Raw genomic sequence first — 25,037 nt, 5'->3', positions numbered from 1 at the left:
AGATGCTCTGTTCATTCTCGGCATGATCGCTTTCTCGGTCTTTGGCCCGAGCACGCAACACGCAAAGGCTATGACGGTGGAGGACGCTGTAGCCGCAGCGATCGCAAGGGATCCGACGCTGTCCGCCGCACGGTCGGAGGTCAAGGCCGCCCATACCGATGTCGACGTCGCGCGATCTGGGTACCTGCCTTCGATTTCTGCATCAGGCGGCCCGCAAGAGGTCTCGCCAGACCAATGGGCTTATGAGGTGACGGCCGCGCAGATGGTTCATGACTGGGGCCAGACCCGAAGCAAAGTCGGCAGCGCACGGGCGACCGAACGACAGCGCCGTGCTGATTGGTCGATCGCCCGCGACGAAGCTGCGCGCGACGTGATCGAAATCTACCTCGACGTTGTATTGGCGCGGCTCCAGCGTGAGGTCGATCTCGACCAGATCTCGGCGCTGACCGGCCTCTCGCACATGACGGAGATGCGGGCAGACAGCGGATACGCCGATCGCAGCGAGCCTGATCGCACGCAGCTCGAACTGGCGCGTGCGCGTCAAAAGCTCGCCAGCGATGATGGTCAGGCTGCCGCCGCGGCCGCACAATTCGAAACGCTTGTCGGCGCATTGCCTGAACATCTGGAACAGCCCACGCCGATCTCGATGATCCGATATCTGGAAACTCAGGACATCGATGCGTTGATCGACGAGGCACCGAGATATCTCAAGGCTCTGGAGGAAACGCATTATACCCGTGCACAGTTCGACGATACTCGCTCGGCGATGTTGCCCCGTATAAATCTCGAGGCAACCGCCCTCAATCGTGAAATCGGCGGAAGAATGGCCAGCGACGCAGTGGTCGCCCTGCGCCTGCGCATGACGCCGATGCAGGGGTTTTCGTCATTTGATCGCGCGAACGCGGCAAGGGAGCGAGTGAATGCTGCGCAGTTGAAGGAGACCGCCGTCCGGCGTGATATTTCACGCGAGCTCCGAAATCTCACGACGAGCGCGACCGCACTGGAACAGCAGGCACAGGCACTGCATGCGCAAGTGGCCGGCGCTGGCAGCTTGATCGGCCTTTACAGGGAGCAATTCCAGGTTGGGCGGCGGGATATCGTCGATCTGGTGACAATACAGCGCGAACATTTCGATGCGCTGCGGTCGCTTAATGAAGTGAAGCTGCAGACGATCAGAATTCAATATCGGATAGCCGCGCAGCTAGGGAAACTTTCCGACCTCGTCGCATTGCCGAGGGACCTCCCGTGATGAAAGCAATGTCGGACGACTTTGGGCCATCGGTGCGCAAGCGCGATCCCTTGCGTGAAGGCCTCGTGCTGCTCGCCGCGATGCTAGGGCGGCACACTAGCGCGAGCGAACTGGGCGACGGGATGCCTCTGGCCGATGGCGGACTGCCTCTGGACATGGTACCACGCGCCATGCGTCGGCTCGACATGTCCGCACAAGTACGGCGATGCGATCTTGACCTGCCGGATTATCTGCTACCGGCCCTGCTGCTTCTCGATGATGGCAACAGCGTAGTCTTGACTGCACTGGAGGGGGACCTGGCTGTACTGCGGCTGCCCGATGCCGATGGCGGCATCCAGCAAATGCCGGTCGCCAAGCTGGCGGATGTGTACGCTGGCGTTGCGGTTTTCGCCAAGCTCCGCTTCAAGTCCGAGGCTAGACCAGGCGCTTTCGCGACGACCGATGGCCGGCACTGGTTTTTCGACGCCTTGAGGAAATATCGCCGCGCCTACCTTGAGGTGGCGCTCGGAGCGATGATGGCCAACCTCCTTGCCATCGCAACGGCCCTTTTTGCCATGCAGGTCTATGACCGGGTCGTACCCAATTCGGCTTTTGACACCTTGTGGATACTGGCTAGCGGCGTCGTGATGGCCATCGTGTTCGAGGCTGTGCTGCGCTACATGCGCGGGCACCTTCTCGACGCGATGGGCAAGAACCTCGACCTCCGCCTATCGACACAGTTGTTTGCAAGAGTATTGCAGACACGGCTTTCGGCACGTCCTGCCTCGCTTGGTGCTTTCACCAGTCAAATCCGTGAGTTCGAGAGCGTTCGCGAGTTCTTCACCTCGTCAAGTGCCGCAATCGCAAGCGATCTTCCTTTCACGCTTATATTCTTGGCTATCATCGCGCTGATCGGCGGGCCGGTCGTGCTGGTGCCGATCGCTGCCATCATGCTGATGGTCTTTCCCAGTCTGATGATGCAGCGTCGCCTGGCCGACCTTTCTCGCCGGAACCTGCGCGAAGGCGCGATAAAGAACAGCCTCCTGATCGAAGCGGTGGAAAATCTGGAAGCTATCAAGGCGGGGCGCGGCGAAGGACGGGCCATGCAGCTTTGGGAAACGCTGACCGCAAAACTGGCAGAAACCGCCCGGCACAGCCATTCCCTGTCGAGTGCGCTCACTTACGGCGCAGGGATGGTGCAGCAGTTCTGTTACGTCGGCATCGTCGCCTTTGGCGTGTACCGCATTGGTGAAGGCGCGATGACCGTCGGCGCGCTGGTCGCATGTTCGCTCCTTGGGGCCAGAGCCGTTGCGCCGATGTCGCAGGCGGCGGGCATACTGGCACGGTGGCAGCATACTCGCGTCGCCCTCGAGGGGCTTGATCAGCTCATGGCCGCGCCGGTCGAGCGGCCGGAGCATCGCGCGTTCGTCCGCGTGGAACGATTACGCGGACAGTTCATGCTCGCTGATGCCGCGGTTAGGTACGACGACGGACCGCCGGTCGTCGACGTAAGCGCGCTCACGATCGCCGCCGGAGAGAAAGTCGCGATACTGGGAGGGAACGGCGCGGGGAAATCCACATTGCTGCGCCTGTTGTCCGGCCTCGGCGACCTCACCTCGGGCAATGTCATGCTGGACGGGATGAACCTCATGCAAATCGACCCGTCCGACCGACGGGCGGCCATCGGCTTCCTGCCGCAGGATGTCGCCCTCATGCAGGGAACCTTGCGAGAAAACCTCAATCTCGAAGGGGGGGCCATATCGGACGCCGAGATGTTCGCGGCGCTGGATGACGTAGGGCTCGGCCGTTTCGTGCGAGCCAATGCCATGGGGTTGGACATGCCCCTCCTAGGCAGTCGCAGCCTTTCGGGCGGCCAACGGCAAGCGGTGGGACTGGCCCGGGTGATCCTGCAGGACCCGCAAATCGTGCTGCTCGATGAGGCAACCGCATTTTTCGACCAGGCGGCGGAGGACCACGTTGTCGCTCGGCTGCAGACCTGGCTGGGCGATCGCACGCTGGTCCTGACGACGCACAAGCGCTCAATGCTGGCGCTGGTTGAACGCGTCATCGTTATGCGCGATGGCAGCGTGGTGATGGACGGGCCGGTTGGCAACGTCGTCTCCGGCAATCAGGTAAAGGCGCCCGAGCGCATGGCGGCGGGAGCGACACATGGCGGTTGAAGGCTTCTCGGCGTACGGATTGCATCGTGAACTCGGCGACCCCTTCCGAGCCGGCACGCATCCCCTATTTCGCCCACTGTTGTGGACGATGATCGCAAGCATCGTCATAGCCATCCTGTGGGCGGCCTTCGCGCGCATCGACGAAGTCACGCGCGGCGAAGGGCGAGTGGTTCCAGTCAGCCGCATGCAGAAGATCCAGAGCCTCGAGGGTGGCATCCTGGCGGATCTTCTGGTCAGCGAGGGCGACATCGTCGTGCACGGACAGCCTCTTGTCCGCCTCGACCCCACGCATTTCCGGACTTCCTACGAGGAATCCGCCAATCAGGCAGCCGTTCTGCAGGCCGCCATAGCCCGACTGCAGGCAGAGGTCCTGAACAGGAGTTCGATCAACTTTCCGCGCGAGATCGCCCCCGATAGCGCTCTGGCACGGTCAGAGCGCGAATTGTTCGTTTCCCGACGCGGCAAGCTGGAGGAAGGACGCCGAACCTTGCAACAGCAGATCGGCATAGCAAGAGGACAACTGGCCATCGTACAACCGCTGACCGCGCGAAAGGTCGTCAGCGAGATGGAAGCGCTCAAGCTGCGGCAGGACATTGCAACTTATACGGGCAAGCTGGTCGAACTTGAAAATACCTATGCCCAGGAGGCTTATACCGAACTGGCGAACAAGCAGGCCGAGCTGAGCGCCGTCACGCCCATCGTCCAGCAGCGTGACGACCAGTTACGACGCACCGAAATCCGCTCACCCGTGCGGGGCCGGATCAATACGGTGCTCGTCAATACGCGCGGAGGTGTCGTTCAGCCCGGAGAACCGATCATGGAGGTTACACCCATCGAAGATAGGCTGCTCATCGAAGCCCGTGTGCGTCCGCGCGATGTGGCGTTTCTCATCCCCGGCATGTCGGCAAAGGTCAAGATCACCGCTTATGACTATACCGTCTATGGCGACCTTAACGGGCGGGTCGAGCGGATCAGTGCCGATACGATCGAGGAGGAAACCGTACGTGGAAAGGAGGCCTATTATCAAGTGTTCGTCCGCACCGATGGCGCCCATCTCATGCGGGATGGCAAGGCCTTGCCCATCATCCCGGGGATGGTGGCCGAAGTCGATATCCTCAATGGAAAACGCAGTGTTCTCAATTATCTGCTGCGCCCTCTTCTGAAAGCGCGTTTGCATTGACCGTCAGGCGGCCGAACGCTGTTCCGGCGATGCCTCGGTCTCCTCGGCGTGGCCGCTGATCTCTGCGCCCGCGTCGCTGGCGAAACGCAGGTTCCAGAACGTAGCAGTAAGCGAGATCGCGGTAACAACCCAGAAAGCCACCGAAAAATCCCGCGAGGTCGGTGCCGAATTGCCATTGGCGAGCATGGCGAGGTGCAGCGCCATTGCCGCCACGCAGATACCCAAAGACAACATCAGTTGCTGGAACGTGGAATAGAACGCGGTGGCCCGGCTCATGTGCTGCTTGTCGACGCCATCATATGCAATCGTGTTGTATGCCGTGAACTGGAAGGACATGAAGAAGCCGCACAGGACCAGCACGGCGAACATCGCCCAGGTCGGCCAGGCAGGGCCGAACAGCCCGCAGACGGCATAGCCTCCAGTGGCGATGATGCCATTCCAGATCAGCGCGCGACGAAAGCCGAAACGGCGCAGAACCCGCTGCGCGAAGCTCTTCATGGCCAGCGAGCCGATCGCCGTCGCGACTGTGATCGTCCCGCTCTTGGCCGCCGTGAAGCCGAGCCCCACCTGCATCATCAGCGGCAGCAGGAAGGGCTGGGCGCCTTGCGTGATACGCGTGATCGACCCCGCGATAACGGACAGTCGAAACGTCGGATCCCGCAGCAGGCCGAGGTCGAGGATGGCGCCTTCACGGTTACGGGCGTGACGGACATAGAGGATGCCTGCGGTCAGCCCTATGCCGACGAGGATTGCCGCCATCGCGCCCTCGCCCGGACGGCTTACCATCTCGAAGCCGAACAACAGGCAGCCCAGAGACAGGCCGCTCAGAATGAAGCCGGGCGTATCGAAACGGCCGGGATCATCCTCACGGATGTTGGCGATGTAGCGGCCGACGAGCCAGAAGCCCAGGATGCCCATCGGCAGATTGATGTAGAATATCCAGCGCCAGTCCAGATAGGTCACGATGAAACCGCCCAATGGCGGCCCGAGTATCGGACCGATCAGGGCAGGCACCAGCAGCCAGGACATGGCATTGACCATATCACGCTTGGCGACCGACCGCAGGAGCACCAATCGCCCGACCGGAATCATCATTGCCCCGCCCATGCCCTGAACGAAACGCGACACGACGATCATCTCGAGCGAGCGCGATTGTCCGCAAGCGAGGCTCCCCAGGACGAACAGCAGGATGGCACTGCGAAAGATCGTCCGAGAGCCGAACCGGTCGGCCAGCGATCCCGATGCAGGAATGAAAATCGCGAGCGCGAGCAGATAGGACGTCAATGCGACGCTCATCTCCTGCGGACGCACGGAGAAGTCTTTCGCCATCGTCGGCAACGCCGTGGCGAGCACGGTCGCATCGACGAATTCCATGAACAATGCCGAAGCGATGATAAGCGCTATGAAACGGTAGTTTGCGCCCGATTCCGCAGGTCCTTCATCACGTGTCTTCGCGAGCGCGCCCGCGGCGGGAACGATCCCGTCGCGCACTTCGGCATTGACCGAGGCGATACCGCGCCGCCGCGGCCTCAGCATGGGACCAGGGGGCAGCGGGCGAGAAAATACATGTTCAGCTTTCCGGGTTACGGACGAATGGGGCTCTCCCGTCCAAGGGCCGTCCATCGTAACGCGGGCGTACCGGAACGCCCTATATAGGTGCGGTGCGGCATATTGGAACCCCCGGTGTTCCGGAATGAGCCGCAGGCACCCGGATCAGGCCATCGTCTGCGGTTTCAGGGCCAACTACTTCAGGAACGGGTCATCCGGCAGCGGAATGAACTCCTGATCGTCCGCGTCCGGAAGCTTCATGCGACCTGCCTTCCAGTCCTCCGCCGCTTGCCGGAGGCGGTCTTTGGAAGATGAAACGAAGTTCCAGTACAGGAAACGTTCGCCGACCGGTTCGCCGCCCAGCACCATTACCGTCGATCCGGTCACGGCGACGATGCTGGATACGTCGGCGCCCAGGATCAGCATCTGACCCGCCTCGTACCGCGTGCCGTCGACTTCGACGGCTCCGGTGGCGACATAGACCGCCCGCTCGGCATGATCCGAAGGCACTTCCGCCCTAGCACCCGCATCGAGGTCGAGATGCGCATAGAACAGCGGCGAATGCGTTCGAGCCCCTGCGGTCAGGCCATAGGCGCTGCCGGCAATGAGTTGGCCGCGAACTCCGGCTTCGCTCCATTGCGGAAGGTCGGCACCGGCGTGATGGGAGAACGAGGGCGCGACCTCCTCGTCGCCTTCCGGCAAGGCCACCCAGGCCTGGATGCCGTGGAGATGGTCACCGACAGCGCGCGCCTTTTCGAAGCGTTCGCTATGCGTGATCCCGCTGCCTGCGGTCATCCAGTTCACTTCCTGCGGGCGGATCGCCTGATGCGAACCGACGCTGTCGCGGTGAACGATCTCTCCGGAAAACAGGTACGTCACCGTCGACAGCCCAATGTGCGGGTGCGGTCGCACATCAAGGCTGCGGTCCGCGCCGGCCGCCACGTCAAGCGGCCCCATATGATCGAAGAACACGAACGGCCCGACCATGCGACGCTTGGCGAAAGGCAGCACCCGTCCTACGTCCAGACCGCCGCCAAGGCTACGCCGCCGTTGCTCGATCACCATCTCGATCATGTCGTCTCGCCCGTTTGTTTCCTTGCCCGGCCAGCTATGCGGGATTGCCCAAGGTCGTGCAACTTGCGAAGCGACGCGCTAGGCAGCCGTCATGACTGTCACGTCCATCGCCGAACGCATCGGCATCATCGGAACCGGGCGCGTCGCGCGCGCCTTTGCGCTGGGGCTGCGCGATCGTTCGCATCAGCCCTTGCTGATATGGGGGCGCACCCCTGCCCGCACCATCGATATGATGCGGGAAGTTGGGCCATGCGAGGCCGCCGAAGACCTGCAGGCTCTGGCCACGAGCTGCGATGCCATCGTCATCGCCGTTGCCGACGACGCGATCGCGCCGCTGGCCGCCGACCTGGCGCAATTGCCCCTGCCCGCAGTCCCTTTCGTCTGCCATCTCAGCGGCGGCAGCGGGACGGCTCCCCTGTCCTGCCTGGAGGCCATCGGCGCCCGGACCGCGGCGGTCCACCCGGCAATGACATTTACCGGCGACCCGCATACCGAGGTCGCGCGCATGGCACAGGCTCACTTCGCAGTGACGGGATCAAGTGCGGCCGCCACTGATGCAGGGATGGCGCTCGTCCGCGCGCTTGGCGGAACCGGCGTCGAGGTCGCCGAAGAGCACCGGCCGCTATACCATGCTGCCTTGTGCCATGCGGCCAATCATCTGGTCACCCTCATTGCCGGCTCAAGCGATGCCTTGCGGCGGGCGGGCATCGACCGGCCGGGTCACTTTCTTGCCCCGCTCGCCCGTGCCGCACTCGAGAACAGTCTGAGCAAGGGCATGGCAGCACTCTCCGGCCCGGTCCTGCGGGGCGACGCAGGAACCGTGGCCCGCCACTTTCGCGCCATCGCCACCGACGACCCCGCGTTGATGGCGCCCTACCGAGCCATGGCGCTTGCCACACTTGATGCCTTGGGCGAGCGACGCCAGCCAGCGGGCAAGGAACTGGAGAAGCTGCTCGCCCCCGACAGGCTTACGCCGCCCCGCTAGAAAAGCGGGCTTCGGACAAGTCGAGTTCGCGCGTGAGCTTGCGAGCCGTCTCGCTGCTGATGCTACGCCCACGCAGCATCTGCGACAGCGCCGCCCTTTCCGCGCGGACGCCGACGAGGCGGAAATCGCGCAGCAGCCTGTCGCCGGTCCGGGCCTCGGCCGACTGGCGCTCGCTCAGGCCCTCGATACGCTCGCGGTAGAGGGTCATCACCTGGCCGCCGGCATCGGCGAAGATGTCGGCCTCGCCATGAGTTTCGGCAAGGGCATGCTGATGCCGCTCTATGGCCTGGATCGCGGCTTCCGCAACGGCAATCCTGGTAGAATCCTCCTCCGCCTGACGGGCCGGTTCGGGTGGCATGGCAAGCCCCTTCAGCAGAAACGGCAAAGCGATACTTGCCAGGACCAGCGAAACCACGATCACACCGGCCGCCAGGAAGATCGCCAGATCGCGGGTCGGGAACGGCGTTCCATCGTTCAGCGTCAGCGGCAGGGTCAATACACCGGCGAGCGTAATGGCGCCGCGTACGCCCGCCACCGAGGTCGCGGCGATCAGGCGCCAGTCGGGCGTCTGCACGCCCACGGCCCGCTTGGCCTTGCGCAGGATCGTCAGCTTGAGCGATGCCCACACCCATACGAAGCGCAAGGTCGCAAGGCCTGCGACGATCGCAAGGGTATAGATCGCAAGCCACCACGCCTCGCTATGCCCGGTCACTGCAACGGTCTGGCGCGCACCGGCAAGGATGCCCGGCATCTGCTCGCCAAGCAGCACGAAGATGATGCCGTTCAGGGTGAACTGGATCATATCCCAAACCGAATTGCGACGCATGCGGGTGACCGCGAGCGCCTGCCGCGAAATCTCCGCATACGTCATCGTCACGCCCGCACTGACTGCCGCGAGAATGCCGGAAGCGTGGAAATGCTCAGCCAGCAGGTAGGAGCCGAAGGGGATCAGCAGGCTGACGAGAATCTGGGAGCCGGTGTCCTCACCCCAGCGCTTCGTCACCCAGGCCTTCACGCGGGTCACCGCCAGCGTCACCACGACGCCGATGGCAAGGCCGCCGCCCGCCACCCACAGAAAGTTGAGCGTCGCGCTGCCGGCCGAGAAGGTGCCGGTCAAAGCCGCGGCAACCGCGAAGCGCAGACAGACGAGGCCGGAGGCATCGTTGAGCAGCGATTCACCCTCGAGGATGTGCATCATGCGCTTCGGAACCGGCACGCGGGCGGCGATGGCCGAAACTGCGATCGGATCGGTCGGCGAGACGACTGCGGCGAGCGCAAAGGCCACCGCGAGCGGCATCGCCGGGATCATCCAGTGGATCAGGAAACCCATTCCGATCACGGTCATGAGCACGAGCCCAAGGGCAAGCTCCACCACGGTGGACGCATCCTTGAACAGTTCGTCCTTGGGGATGCGCCACCCGTCAAGGAACAACAGCGGTGGCAGGAACAGGAAAAGGAACAGTTCCGGATCGAGTTCGACCCGATGCGAAGTGGACATTCCGATCACGCCGCCCAGCACGATCTGGACCAGCGGCGTAGGTATCGAGAACGGCATCATCCTCGCAACGGCGCCACTGACGACGACCGCCAGCAGCAGAAAAAGTACGATCGAAACTGTCTCCAAAACCTCACTCCATATGACTACCCGTGCAGTCTAGGAGGCAGGTCGCCCGAGGGGCAACCCACTAATTGCAAAAAAAGCAATTAAATTCGGTTCTGCATGTATCGTCCGGACGCAGCAGCGCCCGCCCCCTGAAGGGAGCGGGCGCCTGCGACTTCACCGGATCGATCAGTACTTCAGCGACAGCGTCGCGAAGGCCGAACGGCCTGGTGCGATAGTCGCGAAGTGGGTCGAGTAGGTCTTGTCGTAATACTTCTTGTTGGTGAGGTTCTGGACGTTGGCCCGCAGCGAGATGTTGTCGGTGATGCGAGCCGACGCCATTGCGTCGAAGCGCCAGTAGCTGGGAATCGAGCGGGTAACGTCATAGGTCACGCTGTTGAGAATAACCGTGCCGTAGCCGCCGTACTGCTTCGAGTTGTAGATCGCGCCGCCGCCGATCTGATAGCCGCCGGGAATCTCGAAGGTATTCCATGCGGTGAAGCTGTGCTTAGGCGTATTCGGGAACGCCTTGCCGTTGTTGACATTGCCGGTGCCGGCAAAGCCGATCTCCGAGTCCATGTAGGTATAGCCGCCGAAGACGCTCCAGAATGACAGCGGCTTGCCGTTGAAGCCCACTTCGACGCCCTTGATGTTGCGCTTGCCCTGGAACACCACCACGCTGTTGTCGGTGATGCGGGCATTGTCCGTATCGGTCTTGAACAGCGCGAGGTTAAGGCCGAATGCGTCATCGAAGAACGACCACTTCGTGCCGATCTCATAGGACTTGGTCACTTCGGCCTTCAGATCGAGCCCCGCAGCGAGGGCGTTACCTTCCGACCCTTCGCCCAGCATGCTGCCGGCAGGCGTGGAGGACTTGGCGATCGAAACGTAGACGCTGCCATTCTCCTTGGGCTTGAGCACGAGGCCGGCCTGGTAGTTGAAGAAGTGCTCCTTGTTGCTCAGGGCAACGCCAGTGGTCAGCGTTGTCGCGGTCGTGTCGTACCAGTCGTAGCGCGCGCCCAGGTTGAGCAGCAGGAAGTCGGTGATGGTCACCGTATCGGCTGCGTAAAGCGCGTAAGTCGTCGCTTCCGTCTTGGCGCTGGCAGCGCTCTTCGCGATGGGCACGATCGTGGTCCCGTCGGAAGATATGTTCTGCCACGGATCGTAGGGGTTGGGGTTGGTCAGGCTGGTGCAGTTGTAAGCCGCCTGCTGTGCAGCGCTGCAGCGTCCGGTTCCCGTGTTGACCGCAGTGACGTTGGTGCTGACGTTGTAAGTGCCGCGCTTGGACTGCTCCCAGCTGCTCTCGAAGCCGGTCGAGAACGAGTGCTCGATGCCGCCGGTCGTGAACTTGCCCGACAGATCGAGCTGGCCGACCATCGAGTCCACGTCGCTCCAGCGCGTGTTGGCGCGGCGCCAGACGAGGCCGTTCTGGACGTTGCCCTGGCTGTCGTCGGGCTGGGTGATGATGTAGGACTGCTTGACGTTGGCATATTTGCCGGTCGCGCGCAGGCGGATCGTATCGGACAGATCGTGCTCGGCGCGCATCAGCAGTTCATCGGTGTTGGTCTTGCGGAAGTCGCGGTTGGCCAACCCGTAGAAGGTGCTGCGCTTGACGTCGGCAGGCTGGATATTCAACTGGCTGGTGGAGGTCACCTGCGCGGCAGTACGCTCGAACGGGATGCCCGGATCGGGGATGTCGTCGCTCTGCATGTGATAGTAGTTGATGAAGGCGCGGGTCGAGGTGCCCAGCCCGAGAGCTGCCGAAGGGGAGATGCCCCAGCGGTTGTAGGTCACCACGTCGCGCTTGGCGACGTCGGCATCGTGCCACATGCCGTTGATCCGCACCGCCGCCATGTCGCCGAGTTGGTAGTTCGCATCGATGGTTGCACGCTTGTAGTCGTCAGTGCCGTAGCTGAGATCGGCCTGTGCGGTGGTGCCGAGATGAGGCATCTTGCTGACGAGGTTCAGGCTGCCTCCGGCGCTGCCACGACCGCCCATGGTGGAATCGCTGCCCTTGACGACCTCGATCTGCTCGATGGCGAAGATTTCGCGCGACTGCCCGCCGACGCTGCGTACTCCATCGATATACGTGCTGCCCTGAGCATCGAAACCGCGGATCAGTGGACGATCGCCCTGTGGGTTGCCACCTTCGCCTGCACCGAAGGTGATACCCGGCACAGTGCGCAGCGCTTCCACGAACGTCGTCGAGCCGGTGTCCTGGATCACTTGCGACGGCACGACGATGACCGTTTTGGGCGTATCGAGCAGCGGCGCGGTGTACTTGGGCGAGTCTGCCTTGGGCGTGCGGTACGGAGTTTCTTCGATCGCGGTGTCGGAAACAGTCACGCCGCCAAGACTCCGCGCAGCGGGGTCGCCTTCGGCATCCTGTGCGAACGCCGGAGCGGCAGCGAACCCGACGCACGAAAGCGCAAGATAGGCAGGCGCAACGCGCGCCGATGATAGGCGAAGGCGAGACTTTGACACGTGAGAATCCCTCATGTTTTGTGCGCGCTGCTAATGCTAATGACTTGCGAGAAAAACAAGGGACAAAATTCAGCAACGTGGCAATTTATCGCAATCTTACAGCAAGATTTTGATTGAGGAGAATATCGCGGCAGCTTCAGTCCCTCTCATGCCTTATTATCTCCGCGAGATCGGTAAGGCGGCCGTCCGGATCAACATCGCAGGCGAGCGCCAAGCCCCGCAACACCTCGCCATGATCGGTCGCAATGCTCAGCGTCGCCGCGAGAGCCGGTATCCCGATGTCATGCGGAAATTCATGCGTTTCATAGGCCTGTCCCGTAAGACCAAGACCGGACAGCCAGCGATCCGCGTTATGGCGATGACAATCTGGCGACACAGCCGTCGCGGCCGGTCGATCTGCCTCCGCCATGCTGGCAAGTCGCGCCTCCGCCGGGTAAAAACTGCCTCCGTCGGTTACTTTTGCGGTCTTCAGCGGTTACCTCCTGTCTATGGAGCAACAAGCCCTCGTCTTCGCGCTGATCGGTATTCTCGGGATCGGCGCGCAGTGGATCGCCTGGCGTACTGGTTGGCCTGCCATCGCCCTCATGCTCGCCGCCGGTGTCCTTGCCGGGCCGGTGACCGGGCTGATCGTGCCGGAACGGACTTTCGGCGAACTTCTCGAACCCATGGTTTCGGTGGCGGTGGCGCTCATCCTGTTCGAAGGCGGCCTCAGCCTGAACTTCCGCGAACTGCGCAAGACCGAGGGCGCAGTCACCCGGCTCATGCTGATCGGCATCCCGCTGGGCTGGGTGCTCGGCACCCTCGCCTGCTACTACGTGGCCGGCCTTGTCTGGCCGGTCGCGATCCTATTCGCGGGGATTCTCGTGGTGACCGGGCCGACGGTGGTGATCCCGCTGCTGCGCCAGAGCAACGTCGCCCCGCGCCCGCGCGCGATCCTCAAGTGGGAAGCGATCGTCAACGATCCCTTCGGCGCGCTCTGCGCCGTCATCACTTACGAGTACCTGCGCCGCGTCGATGAAGGCGGCACCCTGCTCTCGGTCGTCGCCGCGCTGCTGGGCGCGGCGGTGGTCGCCGGGCTCATCGGCTATGCCACGGCGCGCGCGATCGCCTGGGCCTTCCCGCGCGGCCACGTGCCCGAATATCTCAAGGCCCCGGTCCTGCTGGTGGCGGTGATCGGGACATTCGTGCTTTCCAACCTGATCCAGCAGGAGACCGGCCTGCTCGCCGTGACGGTGATGGGCGTCGCGGTGGCCAACATGCGCCTCGATTCCCTGCGCGACATTCACCCGTTCAAGGAGAACGTCACCGTCCTCCTCATTTCGGGCGTCTTCGTGCTCCTGTCGGCGTCGCTCAACTTCGAGGTGCTGCGCCTGTTTGAGTGGCGCTTCATCGCCTTCCTCCTCGCGCTGCTGTTCCTCGTCCGCCCGGCAACGGTGCTGGTCGCGCTGGCCTTCAGCAAGATTCCGTGGAATGAGCGGTTGCTGGTCGCGTGGATCGCGCCGCGCGGTGTCGTTGCGGTCGCAGTCTCCGGCCTGTTCGCGTTGCGCCTCGATCAACTGGGATATGGCGATGGCAGCATCCTCGTCACGCTGTCGTTCTCCGTGGTGGTGGCGACGATCGTGGCGCACGGGTTCAGCATCCGGTACGTCGCGCGCTGGCTCGGCGTCATGGGCGCGCCGCAGAAGGGGCTGCTGATCGTCGGCAGCACGCCGTGGAGCCTGTCGCTTGCCCGCCAGCTCAAGTCGCTCGACCTGCCGGTGATGATTTCCGACGCCAGCTGGCAGCGCCTCGCCGCACCGCGACAGGCGGGCATTGCCACCTATCACGGCGAGATCCTGGCCGAGACGACCGAGGAACGGCTGGACCTCACGCAGTTCCAGGTGCTCGTCGCGACGACGGAGAACGAGGCCTACAATGCCCTCGTCTGTAACGAATTCGCGCCAGAGATTGGCCGCGATGCGGTGTACCAGCTCGGCGGCAGCGGCGATGACGAGGACCACCGCAGCCTCCCCGAAGCCCTGCGCGGACGCGCGATGTTCGCCGCCGGGCACGGCGTCGAGGAGATCATGGAGCGCGAGACGGCGGGCTGGACCTTCCGCAAGACGCGGATCAGCGAGCAGTTCGACTTCACCGATGCCCGCTCCTCGCTGCCGGACGAGGCGGATATGTTGTTCGTGCTCCGCAAGGACGGCCGTATCCGCTTCTTCACCCATGCGTCGAGGCCGACGCCGCAGGCGGGGGACATCGTGGTGTCCTACGGCCCCTCGCGCCATTCCGATCCCGACAACCCGGCCCAACCCCACAAAAAGGAGGCGACCGCATGAGAGGACTGAAACTTCCGGAAGGCGCAGCGCACTGGCTGTCCGCCGCCGCGATCGGGCTTGCTGTCAGCGCCTGCCAGCCCGGCAAGGCCCCGCAGGACGACCAGAGCGAAGCGGCGGCCGATGCCTCCGACGCGGTCGAGCCGGAGTTGGTAAAGAAGTCGATCATCCGCGCGGAGATTGATCCCGAACCTAGCGAAACACCGGTGCTGCAGCCGGAAACGATCGTCGTCCCCTTCCCCGCCACGGGTTCCGAGCCTGACGCGGCGGGCCTCGCGATGATCGACGATCTGATGACGCACCCTTCGTTCCGGGCTGGCGGCCCGATCACCATCTGGGGTCACAGCGATTCCAAGGGGTCCGATGAGCAGAACCTCGCCGCCTCGCGCCGCCGGGCCGAGGCCGTGCGCGGCTATCTGGTGAAGAACAACGTGCCGCGCGACCGCATCACCGTGATCGCCCTCGGCGAAGCGCGGCCGATCACGCCGAACCGGAACCTCGACGGCACCGACGATATGGAGGGCCGGGCGAAAAACCGGCGGGTGGAGATCAAGGTCGATCTTCCCGCACCGCCGCAGGTCGAGGAAACTCCGGCCGCGAAGAGGGAGTAAAGCGGGTCAGACCGGCGCGGTTTCGGCAACGGACTCCGCGTCGGCAAGGCTCTTGCGGAAGGCCGATCGGATCAGCCACGGCTCCAGAATCCGACCAACGACGTAGAGCACCGTGAAGATACCAGCGAAGACGAAGGCCGGATTGCGCGACTCCTTAAGCAGCCAGGCGATGCCTAGGAACAGGAACGGCAGGAAGAAGCAGAGCCGCAAGGTCGGGCTGTTCAGGTCGTAGCGCAGTTCGGCGCTTTGCCCGTCATCCTCCACCCACAACGCGCCGTGGTTGAAGATGGCCATCCGGTCCTGTGCGATCGGATCCTTCTTGCTGAAGGCCAGTGTATCGCCATCGATGCGGAAGGTCGTGCCGACCGCGCGAAACAAGTGGTCGAGGCGCGCGAAGGCGTCCCGAGGCGTGCGCCGCACTTCGAGCGCCAGCGATCCCCGAACGCGCCAGATCCGGTCTATTAAGGGAAGGTCCACGCGAAAGTCTCCCTATTCGGCCGGGACGGCGGTGGGCTGGAAGCGTACCTGGACGGCGGATTTCGTGGTCCTCCAGGCTTCGGTGAAGGGGTAGGTCATCTGCTCGCGGATCGACATGCGGCGGCCGCCTTCCATGCCGAGAAGTTCCGCCTCGCCATCGACACAAGTGCCGAACATGCGGTCGATGAAGATATAGGTGCCCGCGTAATTGCTGCGGCTCGCCTCGAAATCCTGCGAGTGGTGAACGCTGTGGTGCTCGGTGGTGTTGAACAGGAAGCGCCACAGGCGGGGCGTGTTGAAGCGCACGTTGATGTGCTGGTACGTGCCGACCGCCATGCCGATCGCTCCGGCCAGCAGCGCCGCGCGCGGCAGGAAATCGAAGAACCCGCCGATGCCCAGCCCGATCAGGAACAATTCGACCGGATTCCCGACCGCACCCTTGTTGATGTTGAGCTGCGTGATGTAGTGATGGACCGAATGGGTGAGCCATAGCGGATACCAGTTGTGCATCCCGCGATGCATCCAATACTGCCCGAAATCAAAGATGAAGGAGATCAGGAACGCCTGAACAAGCAGCGGCATCTCCTTGAACCATGAGAATTTCTCCCAGTCGAAGGCATGCTGGATGGCCCCGACCATGGCGTCGCTGCCGATGTGCTTGCCGGCATACTTGACCAGCGTATAGCTTATGCCGACGTAGAACAGGTCGGTGACCAGTTCCTTCCAGGTAAGCCGCCAGCTGTCGTGGCGCGGGTTCACCCATTCGAGGCAATAAAGCAGCGCCTTAAAACCGATCCCGATACCGATCGCGGTCGAGGCCTTGGCGATGGAATCGGGTGCGCAGAGCCAGAAGGTCACCAACGCGATCAGCACTGCAGGCTGAAACCAGGTGAAGACGAACTGTTTCACCGGGCCGCCCTCTACGCGCGGGATGTTTTCCCAGCCCACCGTGACCGGCGACTGCGTACCGATCAGCCTCTTGCCTACGCGAACTCCGTCCATATCACCCGCCCTCGTAATACCCGACCACCCACGCCGGTAATACTAAATTTTGATATGGTAATACCAAACCTTTGCGGCTGTCCATTCCCTCTTTGTGCACTGCAAAAATAATGTCACGAAATCCGGATTTCTGCCGTCTTCCGCTATACAAGTGGGCTCCGGCCCCGCGCATCGCCCATTGCGCTGGCCATCACTCGGGCGGGAGCGGCACCGCGCAAAGGCCCTTGTCGATCAGTTGCCGCGCCGCGCGGAAGAGCAATGGCTCATGTCCGGCCGCGCTGATCAACTGGATGCCCAGCGGCATCGCGAAGTCGCCCGCCAGCGGCAGCACCAGTGCGGGCAGCCCCATCAGGCTGATCGGCTGCGTGTAGATGCCGAGGTGGCTGCGAGCCGGGATCGTCTTGCCCTCGAACGTCATCACCGGATCGGCAATGGTCGGCGCGAAGCCCGGCGCGGCGGGGGTGAAGAGGACGTCGGCCAGCTCGAACTGGCGGCGCAGGCGCGCCTGAATCCAGCTCCGGAAACGCTGCGCGGCAAGGTAATCGTCGCTCGGCAATAGCAGACCTGCCAGCATGCGATCGCGCACCGGGGGCTCGAATTGCATCGGGTCGGCCTCCAGCGCGGGGCGGTGCAGGCTGGCACCCTCGGCCGCGATAATGACCGAGGCGGCGGCGCGGGCAATCTCGGAATGGGGCAGTTCGAAGCTGATGCGGCCGAGGCGGCTCCAGAACGCATCGAGCGGTCCGCGCATCTCTTCGGAAATGTTGTCGTCGAACCAACTCATCAAGCGGCCGAAGGAAATCTCGCCGCGCAGGGGCTCCTGCCGCTCGGGTGCGCCTTCGCGCAGGATCGTGCGGACCAGCGCCACGTCATCGAGATCGCGGCCGAGCACGCCCACGACATCGAGGCTCTCCACGAAAGGATACATGCCTTCGCGCGGTAGGTCGCCGTAAGTGGGCTTGAGGCCGATTACCCCGGTCAGCCCCGCAGGCACGCGCAGCGATCCATTGGTGTCGAAAGCAAGGCTGAGCGGGACCACGCCAGTAGCCACCGCCACTGCCGAACCGCCCGCCGCGCCGCCCGCGACGCGCGAAGGATCGTGGGGGTTGCGCGTCGTGCCGTACTCGGCATTCATGGTGACGAAGCCGTAGCCGAATTCGTCCATGTTCTGCGTGCCGACAAGCACTGCGCCCGCTGCTTCGAGCAGCGCGATCGCCTTGGAGTCACGGCTGGCGAACGCCGCATTGCGCCGTGTGCGCGACCCTGCGGTGGTGATCTCTCCGGCCACGTCGAACAGGTCCGCCACGCCGAAGGGCACGCCTGCCAGTGGGCCGGGATCGAGCCCAGCCTCGACCAGCTTGTCGACCGCCGCCGCCCGCGCCAGCGCACGCCGTCGCAGCAGCCGCGTAAAGCCGCTACACTCCCCGCCGAGTTGCTCGGCTTTTTCGAAGGCCAGCGTCGCCAATTGGACGGCGGAGATGTCGCCGCCGCGCACCTTGGCGGCCATGACGATAGCGGATAACGGCGCGAGGGACATGCTCAAGCCTCGAACCGCATGGCGCTGGCACTGCGTGGATCGAGCGCAAAGGCGCGCAAGGTGGCGACGTGGTCCTGCAGGACGATCAGGTTGGACAGGACGCCCGGCAAGCACTCCTCAGGAGCGGAAACGCCCGCCTCGGCCATGCGCGTGCGCAGGCTGCCCTCGCTCGGAGGTGCCGCTTTTCCGCTCGTTTCGGCCACCAGCATGATCTCCCTCGCTCGCCATCGATCGAAGGGCCACCCTTACAGTCTTGCGATCTAGCGGCAAGGGGGCCTTTACCCGAACCGATAGGCCGAGATGTCCGCCATCATGACGTTGTCACCGAACACCTTGCGTCCGGCCGAGACCCCACCCGCCCCGGCCGCTACCATCAGCGGCAGCAGATGCTCCTCGCGCGGGTGCGACTGGCGGCCCGCAGGCGCCTCGGCCCAATGCGAAAGCAACGTTTCACGCTCTTTGGGCGTGGCTTCGACCGCTCCCGTCAGCCATTGGTCGAACACCGCCGAGGGCCGGGTCGCAGCCGGCGTGCGGAAACCGCGCATGTTGTGGTAGCTCATGCCCGAGCCGACGATCAGCACGCCCTCCTCGCGCAGCGGCTCCAACGCCTTGCCTGCGGCGATATGCTCGGCGGGATCGAGGTCCGCCTTGAGCGAAAGCGGCACGACCGGGATCGTAGCGTCCGGATCGACCAGCAGGAAGGGTACGAATACACCGTGATCGAAGCCGCGGGCGGGATCGGTGCGGGCGGGCAGGCCCGCACCCTTCAGCAGTTCCACGACGCGCTCCGCCAGCGCGGGGGAGCCCGGCGCCGGGTATTTCAGCTCGTAAGTATGCGGCGGGAATCCGTAGTAATCGTAGATCATCCCCGGCTCTACCGCGGTAGATGCGGTGAATGCCGACTCCTCCCAATGCCCCGAGATCACGACGATACCCTTCGGCTTTTCCGGGAGTGTCGAGACGAGCGCGCGCAACCACGCCTCGGTCTTGTCCCACGTGTCGGCGGGGCCGCCCATCACCGACCAGTCGATGAAGAAGCACGGACCGCCTCCATGCGGAATGAAAAAGGTGGGCATCTGCGTCGAGGAAACCGTCATGTCGGCCGTCTGAGCATTCATCTTGGCGAATCGTCCCTGGTTGATCTCGCGGGCAATTTTCGACCCCACGGGTCGCTGGGTGCAAAGTCGGGTCGAGCGCGCTCTCGTGCAAGGACCCATAGTTGACGGCGCGCGAAGGAATTGTTGCGGCGCACCTATAAACACTTGGGATCGGCACGCGGCGCGCCTTTACTCCGGCAATCGGAACCGGAGACCTGCCCATGCCGAGCGCTTCTACCCGCCTTGCGATCGCTGCCACTACCGGCAACCTCGTCTGCCTCACTGCCGCGATCAGCGCGACCTTCGGGACGTTCCTGGTGCCGATCTCGCAGGACCTGGGCTGGTCGCGCGCGGCGGTGTCGGGCGTGCTGGGCCTAATCGCGATCATCGCGGCGGCAAGCTATCCGTTGATCGGGCGCACCATGGACCGTGTCGGAGCACGACCCATGATCATGGGAGGCAACGTGGCCCTCGCGCTGCTGGTGGCCAGCCTGTCGCAGACGAGCGGCAGCCTCTGGCTGTTCTACCTCCAGTACGGTCTCATCGGGCTGGCGGGCGCGACATGCGCCTCGCCGATGATCGCCAAGATCGTGTCGAACTGGTTCGACGCCCGGCGCGGGCTGATGCTGGGGGTGACTGCCGGGATCGGCAACGGCGTCGGCGCGACCTTGATGCCGGTAGTGGCAGGCATCCTGCTGCCGCTGATCGGGTGGCGCGCGACGTACGGCGCGATCGGCGCGATCGTTCTGCTGCTGGGCTTTCCGATCATGTGGTTCTGGCTGCACGACACGCCCGGCCACGTCTCCCGCAAGGACGATCAACCCGAGCGCGTGTTCGAGGGCATGACGTTGCGCGAGGCGGCATCGACCCGCCGCTTCTGGCTGCTGTTGCTCGCCGTTGCGAGCGGCGCGGGCGGCATGACGGCGGTGTTCACCCATGTTGTGCCGATGATGACCGATCGCGGCTTCGGCCTTGGCCAGGCGACCGGTGTTGTCGCGACTTTCGCGCTTGTCACGGCGGCGTGGCAGGTGGTGACCGGCGGAATGCTGGACAAGCTGCGTACGCCGCTGCTGATCGTGCCGATGTATGCCGCCGCCATGGCGGGACTTGGGCTTCTGCAGTTCGGACAGGGCGGTCTTGCCGCCACCGCCGCAGGCGTCCTGCTCGGTATCGGTATGGGCGCAGAATATGCGGCGTTACCCTACTTCTGCTCGCGCTACTTCGGCCTCAGGCATTTCGGATCGATCAACGCGGTGCTCTACGCCGCCGTCATCCTGGCACAGGGACTGACCCCGGCGGCGATGGATCTCAGTTACGGCGCCACCGGCTCCTATAACGAGGCTGCACTGGTGATCATCGTGGTGCTGGGAGCGGGAATGGCCCTGCTGTTCTTCCTCCCTGGCATCGGTGCCGACGGGCGCACCCGCGTACGTCCGGTCAAGCCCGTTGCCTCCGGAGATCTCGCAATGGCGACAGGTTGATGCTCAGGGGTGTCCGCTGAGCGTACGGACCCGATCGATCGACGATAGACTCTCCCCCACCCATCGGTCGAAAGCGTCGATGAGGGTCTGGGACAGTTCCACATAGTCCCCCGGCCGCTCGGACAGCGTGACGAAACCACGCTCCGCCGCACCCTTGAGCACGTTGCGGACATGGGTGCGGGAGACACCGCCCTGCCCGCCGGCCCGTGAATAGAAGCCCGGTGCCGTGCGATTGTCCGGATTGCCGCGTACGGACTGCATCAGGATCATCAGCACCCGAAAGCCCACCGCCTCCTGCACGAAATAGTCCATCGGCGGATTGGCGCTCATGATCTCATTGGCGATGTCGAGCGTACTGAGGCCGGCGATGCGAAAGGCTTTCTGGAAACTCGTCTGCCGCTCCAGCGCCGGCCGGTAATCGACGTCCGGGCGCAATAGCGCGAGCGGCGCATGGAAAACCGCCAGCCATTCGCAATCGGCCGCGACCCCGCGCTCGGTGGCGCGCAGCAGCCGGGCTCGGCGATCCCTGGGGTCAGGCACGACATCCAGCAGCAGGTCCCGGCGCAAGTTGGCAACGAGATCGGCGATCCGCCTGCCGGGTGCTATACCCATGTTGGGCAGCACTTCGTTCAGCACTTGCATCGATACACCGCCCGCCGGATCGTCGGGATCGCGCAGCGCGTCGAGCGAGGCGATCAGCATGAACGTAACCCCCTTCTCGTATTCGATAAGCGTGCGCAGCCGAGCGTCGTCAATGTAAAGGCCTGCCAGCCCGTCGATGAGCAGCGCCTTGGCATCCTCGAAGCGCGGATGCGCGCGTACTTGCGCGATCGAGATATGCGTATCGCCGGCACTACCGGCCCTCCAGTTCGTGTCCATCAGCCCCTCGTCGCCGCAACAGCCCCCGACGAAGCCGCGGCGAGGCTTCGTTAACGATAAGCTAGTGGATTTTACGGATTTTCGTAGCCGTTCAAGCAGCGATGGCAAAAAAATGACCCGGTGGCCGATAAGGCCCCGGGTCAGGCTGAAAGGCGGATAAGTTCCGTCCTTCGGGTCGCCTCGGTCGGATACCCCGATGGAGCCGAAAGGCAACGGAACAATTTCGTAGTATTTCAGAGTTCTTGGCCGCGCATCTTCAAGTCGGGTCGATCACCGTGCCCTTGCCCGGGAAGATGCGCCGCTCGATCCGCGCGTGGACGCCCAGCGTGCCGTCCACCACCTGCGTCACGCCGAAATCGGTCGCCACGCTCATCAGCGAATAGGCGTCCTCCTTGCTCAGCCCCTGCTGCTCGTGGAGCAGGTGCAGCATGTCCATCGAGCAGTTCTTCATCGCCTGATCGAGATCCTCGCCGAAGCCGTGGACGATCCAGTTCTCGGGCGTCTCCAGCAGCGGCGAGGGGAAGGAAAAGTCCTTGCGCAGGATGATCTGGAACAGGCAGTCGAGCGACGCCTCGATCGCGGTGCCGCTGATCTCGCCGTCGCCCTGGCTGACATGGGGGTCGCCGATCGAGAACAGCCCGCCCTTGACCTGGCACTTGTAGAACATCGTCGAGCCCGCGCCGATGCGCCAGTTGTCGATGTTGCCGCCGTGCCGCCCCGGCGGGATGGTCGAGACCGGCGCGTCCACCGCCGGCGCCACGCCCGCCGTGCCCAGATGCGGACGGGCGGGGATGGTGATGCCGGGCAGCGCCGGGTGCCGGTCGCACACCGGGCAGTTGGTGATGGTGCCGGGGACGAGGTACTCGCCCGGGAAATCGTAGGCATAAAGGGCGTGGGCGGTGTTGGCGCTGGGGTCCAGCTCGTAGATCGTCACCCGCTCCTTCCTGCCGAACTCCTCATACAGATGCCCCCAGTTCGCCGCGAGGTTGGAGCCGTAGTTGTTGCGCGGCGTCATCTGCAGATAGCGCACCTCGATCATGTCGCCCGGCTCGGCGTCCTCGATGTAGATCGGGCCTGTCATGATGTGGACGCCGGGCGCGCGGCTGGCGGGATCGACCTCGCGGAAGATGCGCTCCACGCCTTCGTCGAACATCAGTTCAGGCGCGTCGCCTGCGTGGTGGGTAATTGCTTCGGCCTGCACCAGATCGCCACTTTTGATCCTGAGCGCCGGCTTGATCTCGGGCGAGAAGTAGCCCCAGTGGATCGTCTCCGGCGTGGCCTTGAGATGCCAGATCGCCGAGGGCCGCGTGTCCGCCTTCGCCGATGTCAGAGTGGTGACCGAAGCCATGCAGTGTCCTTTGTAGAGTGGAGGATCGACCGCTTCACTCTCTCCCGAGGGACGAAAAGGGTCTTGGCCGTCAGCGCACTGGTAGTTGGCTCGAGGCGCGGCTCGTCGCCCTCGTCAACAAACCGGACGCCTGCCGCCAAGAGCCGCGCGCGCATCTGGCGCAGACCGTGAGGCACACGAGAAGGAAGCCAAGACCCATGCCCAACACGCTCATCTTCGTCGATCTGCCCGCCGACGATCCGGCCGCCGCGGCACGCTTCTACGCCGAAGTCTTCGGCTGGCGCGACGATCACAAGCCCGAGGGCGTCTATCACCGCATGGTGCCGGGCGGCATGGTCCCCAATCCCGACGGCACCGACAGTCAGATCGGCAACCTGCATGTCGGCATCTTCGACCCCGCCAACGCCCGCCCGCACCCCGACGCCGAAGGCATCGCTCCGCGCGAAATCGCCGCAGAGGGCCGGAAACCGCGCATCTGGGTGCTCATCAGCGACGACGACACCCCCGAACGCATCCTTTCCGCCGCCGAGGAGCGCGGCGCCACGGTGCTGTGGCGCAATCACTTCTGGAGCACCTTCAACGGCCTCAACCACTGTTTCCGCGACCCGTGGGGCAACGAGATCCTGCTCTGGGGCAAGGCCGGAGATCCTCCCAGGATTCCAGACAATTACACCCGCGAGTAAGCCTTTCTCGCAAATGCAATATTGCCTTCGCAGGTGCCGCATGCACAAATGCACCTGACGGCACTCAACGGCACCTAGCCTACCCATAACAGCACTCAGGATGGTCACATGCCCGCGCCAACCATGACGGACGACTTCATCGAATCCCTCTCCGCCTCGGCCGTGAACCTCGAGGACGCGGTGACGCTGCCGCCCGCGTGCTACACCTCTCAAGACTTCTACGAGTTCGAGAAGGACGCGCTCTATTACGCCGAGTGGCAGTGCGTCGGGCGCGAGGACTGGATTCCCAAGCCGGGCGATTACTTCACCACCCGCACCATCAACGAGCCGATCATCGTCTCGCGCACCCTCGAAGGGCAGGTGCGGGCGATGTCGGCGGTGTGCCAGCACCGCGCGATGCTGGTGGCCGAACGCAGCGGCAACGCACGCGGGTTCCTGTGCCCCTACCACCACTGGAGCTATTCGCTCGACGGCACGCTGGTCGCCGCACCGGCGATGAACAAGACCTGCAACTTCGACCGCAAGGCGAACAGCCTGCCGCGCTTCGCGGTCGAGATCTGGAACGGCTTCGTCTTCATCAACTTCGACGAGAACGCCGCACCGCTCGCCCCCCGCCTGACCGGCGTGGCCGAGGCGATCGCGGGCTACGACCTCGCCTCTGCCGAAGGCCCGAAGCCCGAGGAGGGCGCCAGGCTGCCGTGGAACTGGAAGGTGATGTTCGAGAACAACAACGACGGCTACCACGCCAGCCGCCTCCACGCCGGGCCGCTGCATGACTTCGTGCCGTCCGGCAAGGCCGAGTTCCCGCATTCCGAGCCCGAGGACGCCGGGTTCCTGCGCTTCAACGGCACGCTCCACCCCGACGCCAGCTTCAACGCCACCCAGCGCGCGGTGCTGCCGATCTTCCCGGGCCTTTCGGACGAAATGCGAAACCGGATGACCTTCGCCAACGTGCCGCCCTCGCTCAGCCTCATCATGATGAGCGACATGGTGATCTACCTGATCTTGCGGCCCGACGGCCCGGAATCGCTGGAGATGGACACCGGCCTGCTGTTCGCGCCGGGCGCGATGAAGGACCCGACGTTCGACCACAAGCTCGACATGAACATGCGCGCCACCGCACACATCATCGCGCAGGACTTCCACGTCGACGAACTGGTGCAGAAGGGCCTGCGCTCGCGCTTCGCCCCGCGCGGCCGCTATTCGTGGCAGGAAGGCGCGCAAGGCCAGTTCAACAAGTGGCTGGTCCACCGTTACCGCACTGCACACAAGCGTCTGGCGAAGCTCGAAAACGTTGGATAGGCTGCGGTCATGACCTCGCT

Annotated in this window: 21 protein-coding genes; 9 read left to right on the top strand and 12 right to left on the bottom strand. The window is 63.9% G+C overall.

All coding sequences use genetic code 11. The annotated features are described in order from the left end of the window. The first annotated feature begins 22 nt into the window (after nucleotides 1-22). Genes PKE80_RS13030 through PKE80_RS13020 form a run of 3 tightly spaced genes read left to right on the top strand, consistent with a single transcriptional unit; the run spans nucleotide 23 to nucleotide 4,588 of the window. Nucleotides 23-1,249 carry a TolC family protein gene (locus PKE80_RS13030; protein WP_271182828.1) on the top strand — a complete coding sequence of 409 codons (1,227 nt, stop codon included), beginning with the start codon at nucleotides 23-25 and terminating at the stop codon, nucleotides 1,247-1,249. After that, nucleotides 1,249-3,408, top strand: coding sequence for a type I secretion system permease/ATPase (locus PKE80_RS13025; protein WP_271182827.1), 2,160 nt, complete (start codon nucleotides 1,249-1,251; stop codon nucleotides 3,406-3,408). The genes PKE80_RS13030 and PKE80_RS13025 overlap by 1 nt, the downstream gene beginning before the upstream one ends. After that, nucleotides 3,398-4,588, top strand: coding sequence for a beta-barrel domain-containing protein (locus PKE80_RS13020; RefSeq protein ID WP_271182826.1), 1,191 nt, complete (start codon nucleotides 3,398-3,400; stop codon nucleotides 4,586-4,588). Before PKE80_RS13025 ends, PKE80_RS13020 begins: the two co-directional genes overlap by 11 nt. Before the next feature lie 3 nt (nucleotides 4,589-4,591). Here PKE80_RS13020 and PKE80_RS13015 read toward each other — a convergent pair whose 3' ends face one another. Both PKE80_RS13015 and PKE80_RS13010 read right to left on the bottom strand, forming a co-directional pair. After that, nucleotides 4,592-6,124, bottom strand: a complete 1,533-nt coding sequence (locus PKE80_RS13015) for an MDR family MFS transporter (RefSeq protein WP_271182825.1) — start codon at nucleotides 6,122-6,124, stop codon at nucleotides 4,592-4,594. A gap of 207 nt (nucleotides 6,125-6,331) precedes the next feature. Then, nucleotides 6,332-7,210 (bottom strand): pirin family protein, encoded by an 879-nt coding sequence (locus tag PKE80_RS13010; RefSeq protein WP_271182824.1) that lies wholly within the window; start codon nucleotides 7,208-7,210, stop codon nucleotides 6,332-6,334. Nucleotides 7,211-7,301: 91 nt separating this feature from the next. Here PKE80_RS13010 and PKE80_RS13005 point away from each other — a divergent pair, with 91 nt between their 5' ends. Beyond that, nucleotides 7,302-8,195, top strand: a complete 894-nt coding sequence (locus tag PKE80_RS13005; RefSeq protein ID WP_271182823.1) for a Rossmann-like and DUF2520 domain-containing protein — start codon at nucleotides 7,302-7,304, stop codon at nucleotides 8,193-8,195. Here the strand turns inward: PKE80_RS13005 and PKE80_RS13000 are convergent. The 3 genes from PKE80_RS13000 to PKE80_RS12990 all read right to left on the bottom strand — a co-directional run bounded on the left by PKE80_RS13000 (nucleotide 8,179) and on the right by PKE80_RS12990 (nucleotide 12,688). Continuing rightward, nucleotides 8,179-9,819, bottom strand: a complete 1,641-nt coding sequence (locus PKE80_RS13000) for a Na+/H+ antiporter (protein WP_271182822.1) — start codon at nucleotides 9,817-9,819, stop codon at nucleotides 8,179-8,181. The genes PKE80_RS13005 and PKE80_RS13000 overlap by 17 nt on opposite strands. 165 nt (nucleotides 9,820-9,984) lie before the next feature. Beyond that, nucleotides 9,985-12,279: a TonB-dependent receptor gene (locus PKE80_RS12995; RefSeq protein WP_271182821.1), complete on the bottom strand. Its 2,295-nt coding sequence runs from the start codon at nucleotides 12,277-12,279 to the stop codon at nucleotides 9,985-9,987. A 136-nt stretch (nucleotides 12,280-12,415) separates the two neighbouring features. Further along, nucleotides 12,416-12,688, bottom strand: coding sequence for a hypothetical protein (locus PKE80_RS12990; RefSeq protein WP_271182820.1), 273 nt, complete (start codon nucleotides 12,686-12,688; stop codon nucleotides 12,416-12,418). 79 nt (nucleotides 12,689-12,767) lie between these two features. On the opposite strand from PKE80_RS12990, the gene PKE80_RS12985 reads away from it, so the two are divergent. Both PKE80_RS12985 and PKE80_RS12980 read left to right on the top strand, forming a co-directional pair. Continuing rightward, on the top strand, nucleotides 12,768-14,603 hold the full coding sequence (locus PKE80_RS12985) for a cation:proton antiporter (protein ID WP_271182819.1): 1,836 nt from the start codon (nucleotides 12,768-12,770) through the stop codon (nucleotides 14,601-14,603). After that, entirely contained in the window at nucleotides 14,600-15,211 is a 612-nt protein-coding gene (locus PKE80_RS12980; RefSeq protein WP_271182818.1) for an OmpA family protein, read from the top strand. Before PKE80_RS12985 ends, PKE80_RS12980 begins: the two co-directional genes overlap by 4 nt. A gap of 6 nt (nucleotides 15,212-15,217) precedes the next feature. Here PKE80_RS12980 and PKE80_RS12975 read toward each other — a convergent pair whose 3' ends face one another. The 5 genes from PKE80_RS12975 to PKE80_RS12955 form a co-directional block, all read right to left on the bottom strand. After that, nucleotides 15,218-15,688, bottom strand: a complete 471-nt coding sequence (locus tag PKE80_RS12975; RefSeq protein ID WP_271182817.1) for a hypothetical protein — start codon at nucleotides 15,686-15,688, stop codon at nucleotides 15,218-15,220. Between the two features lie 12 nt (nucleotides 15,689-15,700). Beyond that, entirely contained in the window at nucleotides 15,701-16,690 is a 990-nt protein-coding gene (locus tag PKE80_RS12970; protein ID WP_271182816.1) for a sterol desaturase family protein, read from the bottom strand. A 190-nt stretch (nucleotides 16,691-16,880) separates the two neighbouring features. Continuing rightward, the gene (locus PKE80_RS12965; RefSeq protein ID WP_271183148.1) at nucleotides 16,881-18,227 is read right to left on the bottom strand and encodes an AtzE family amidohydrolase; all 1,347 of its coding nucleotides are present in this window, start codon (nucleotides 18,225-18,227) and stop codon (nucleotides 16,881-16,883) included. Between the two features lie 2 nt (nucleotides 18,228-18,229). After that, complete coding sequence (locus tag PKE80_RS12960) at nucleotides 18,230-18,436, bottom strand: hypothetical protein (RefSeq protein WP_271182815.1); 207 nt, start codon at nucleotides 18,434-18,436, stop codon at nucleotides 18,230-18,232. 69 nt (nucleotides 18,437-18,505) lie between these two features. Continuing rightward, nucleotides 18,506-19,345 carry a DODA-type extradiol aromatic ring-opening family dioxygenase gene (locus tag PKE80_RS12955; protein ID WP_271182814.1) on the bottom strand — a complete coding sequence of 280 codons (840 nt, stop codon included), beginning with the start codon at nucleotides 19,343-19,345 and terminating at the stop codon, nucleotides 18,506-18,508. 200 nt (nucleotides 19,346-19,545) lie between these two features. Here PKE80_RS12955 and PKE80_RS12950 point away from each other — a divergent pair, with 200 nt between their 5' ends. Next, a complete protein-coding gene (locus PKE80_RS12950; protein ID WP_271182813.1) occupies nucleotides 19,546-20,805 on the top strand; it encodes an MFS transporter in 1,260 nt (419 codons plus the stop codon). 3 nt (nucleotides 20,806-20,808) lie between these two features. Here the strand turns inward: PKE80_RS12950 and PKE80_RS12945 are convergent, their stop codons facing one another. Beyond that, the gene (locus tag PKE80_RS12945; protein WP_271182812.1) at nucleotides 20,809-21,897 is read right to left on the bottom strand and encodes a hypothetical protein; all 1,089 of its coding nucleotides are present in this window, start codon (nucleotides 21,895-21,897) and stop codon (nucleotides 20,809-20,811) included. A 43-nt stretch (nucleotides 21,898-21,940) separates the two neighbouring features. Further along, entirely contained in the window at nucleotides 21,941-23,032 is a 1,092-nt protein-coding gene (locus PKE80_RS12940; RefSeq protein WP_271182811.1) for an acetamidase/formamidase family protein, read from the bottom strand. A 197-nt stretch (nucleotides 23,033-23,229) separates the two neighbouring features. On the opposite strand from PKE80_RS12940, the gene PKE80_RS12935 reads away from it, so the two are divergent. Both PKE80_RS12935 and PKE80_RS12930 read left to right on the top strand, forming a co-directional pair. After that, nucleotides 23,230-23,715, top strand: coding sequence for a VOC family protein (locus tag PKE80_RS12935; protein ID WP_271182810.1), 486 nt, complete (start codon nucleotides 23,230-23,232; stop codon nucleotides 23,713-23,715). 108 nt (nucleotides 23,716-23,823) lie between these two features. Next, entirely contained in the window at nucleotides 23,824-25,017 is a 1,194-nt protein-coding gene (locus PKE80_RS12930; protein ID WP_271182809.1) for an aromatic ring-hydroxylating oxygenase subunit alpha, read from the top strand. The last annotated feature ends 20 nt before the right edge of the window (nucleotides 25,018-25,037 follow it).

This window comes from Novosphingobium resinovorum (genome assembly GCF_027922145.1).
Classification (GTDB): domain Bacteria; phylum Pseudomonadota; class Alphaproteobacteria; order Sphingomonadales; family Sphingomonadaceae; genus Novosphingobium; species Novosphingobium resinovorum.
This window is presented reverse-complemented; position numbering and strand designations above follow the sequence as displayed.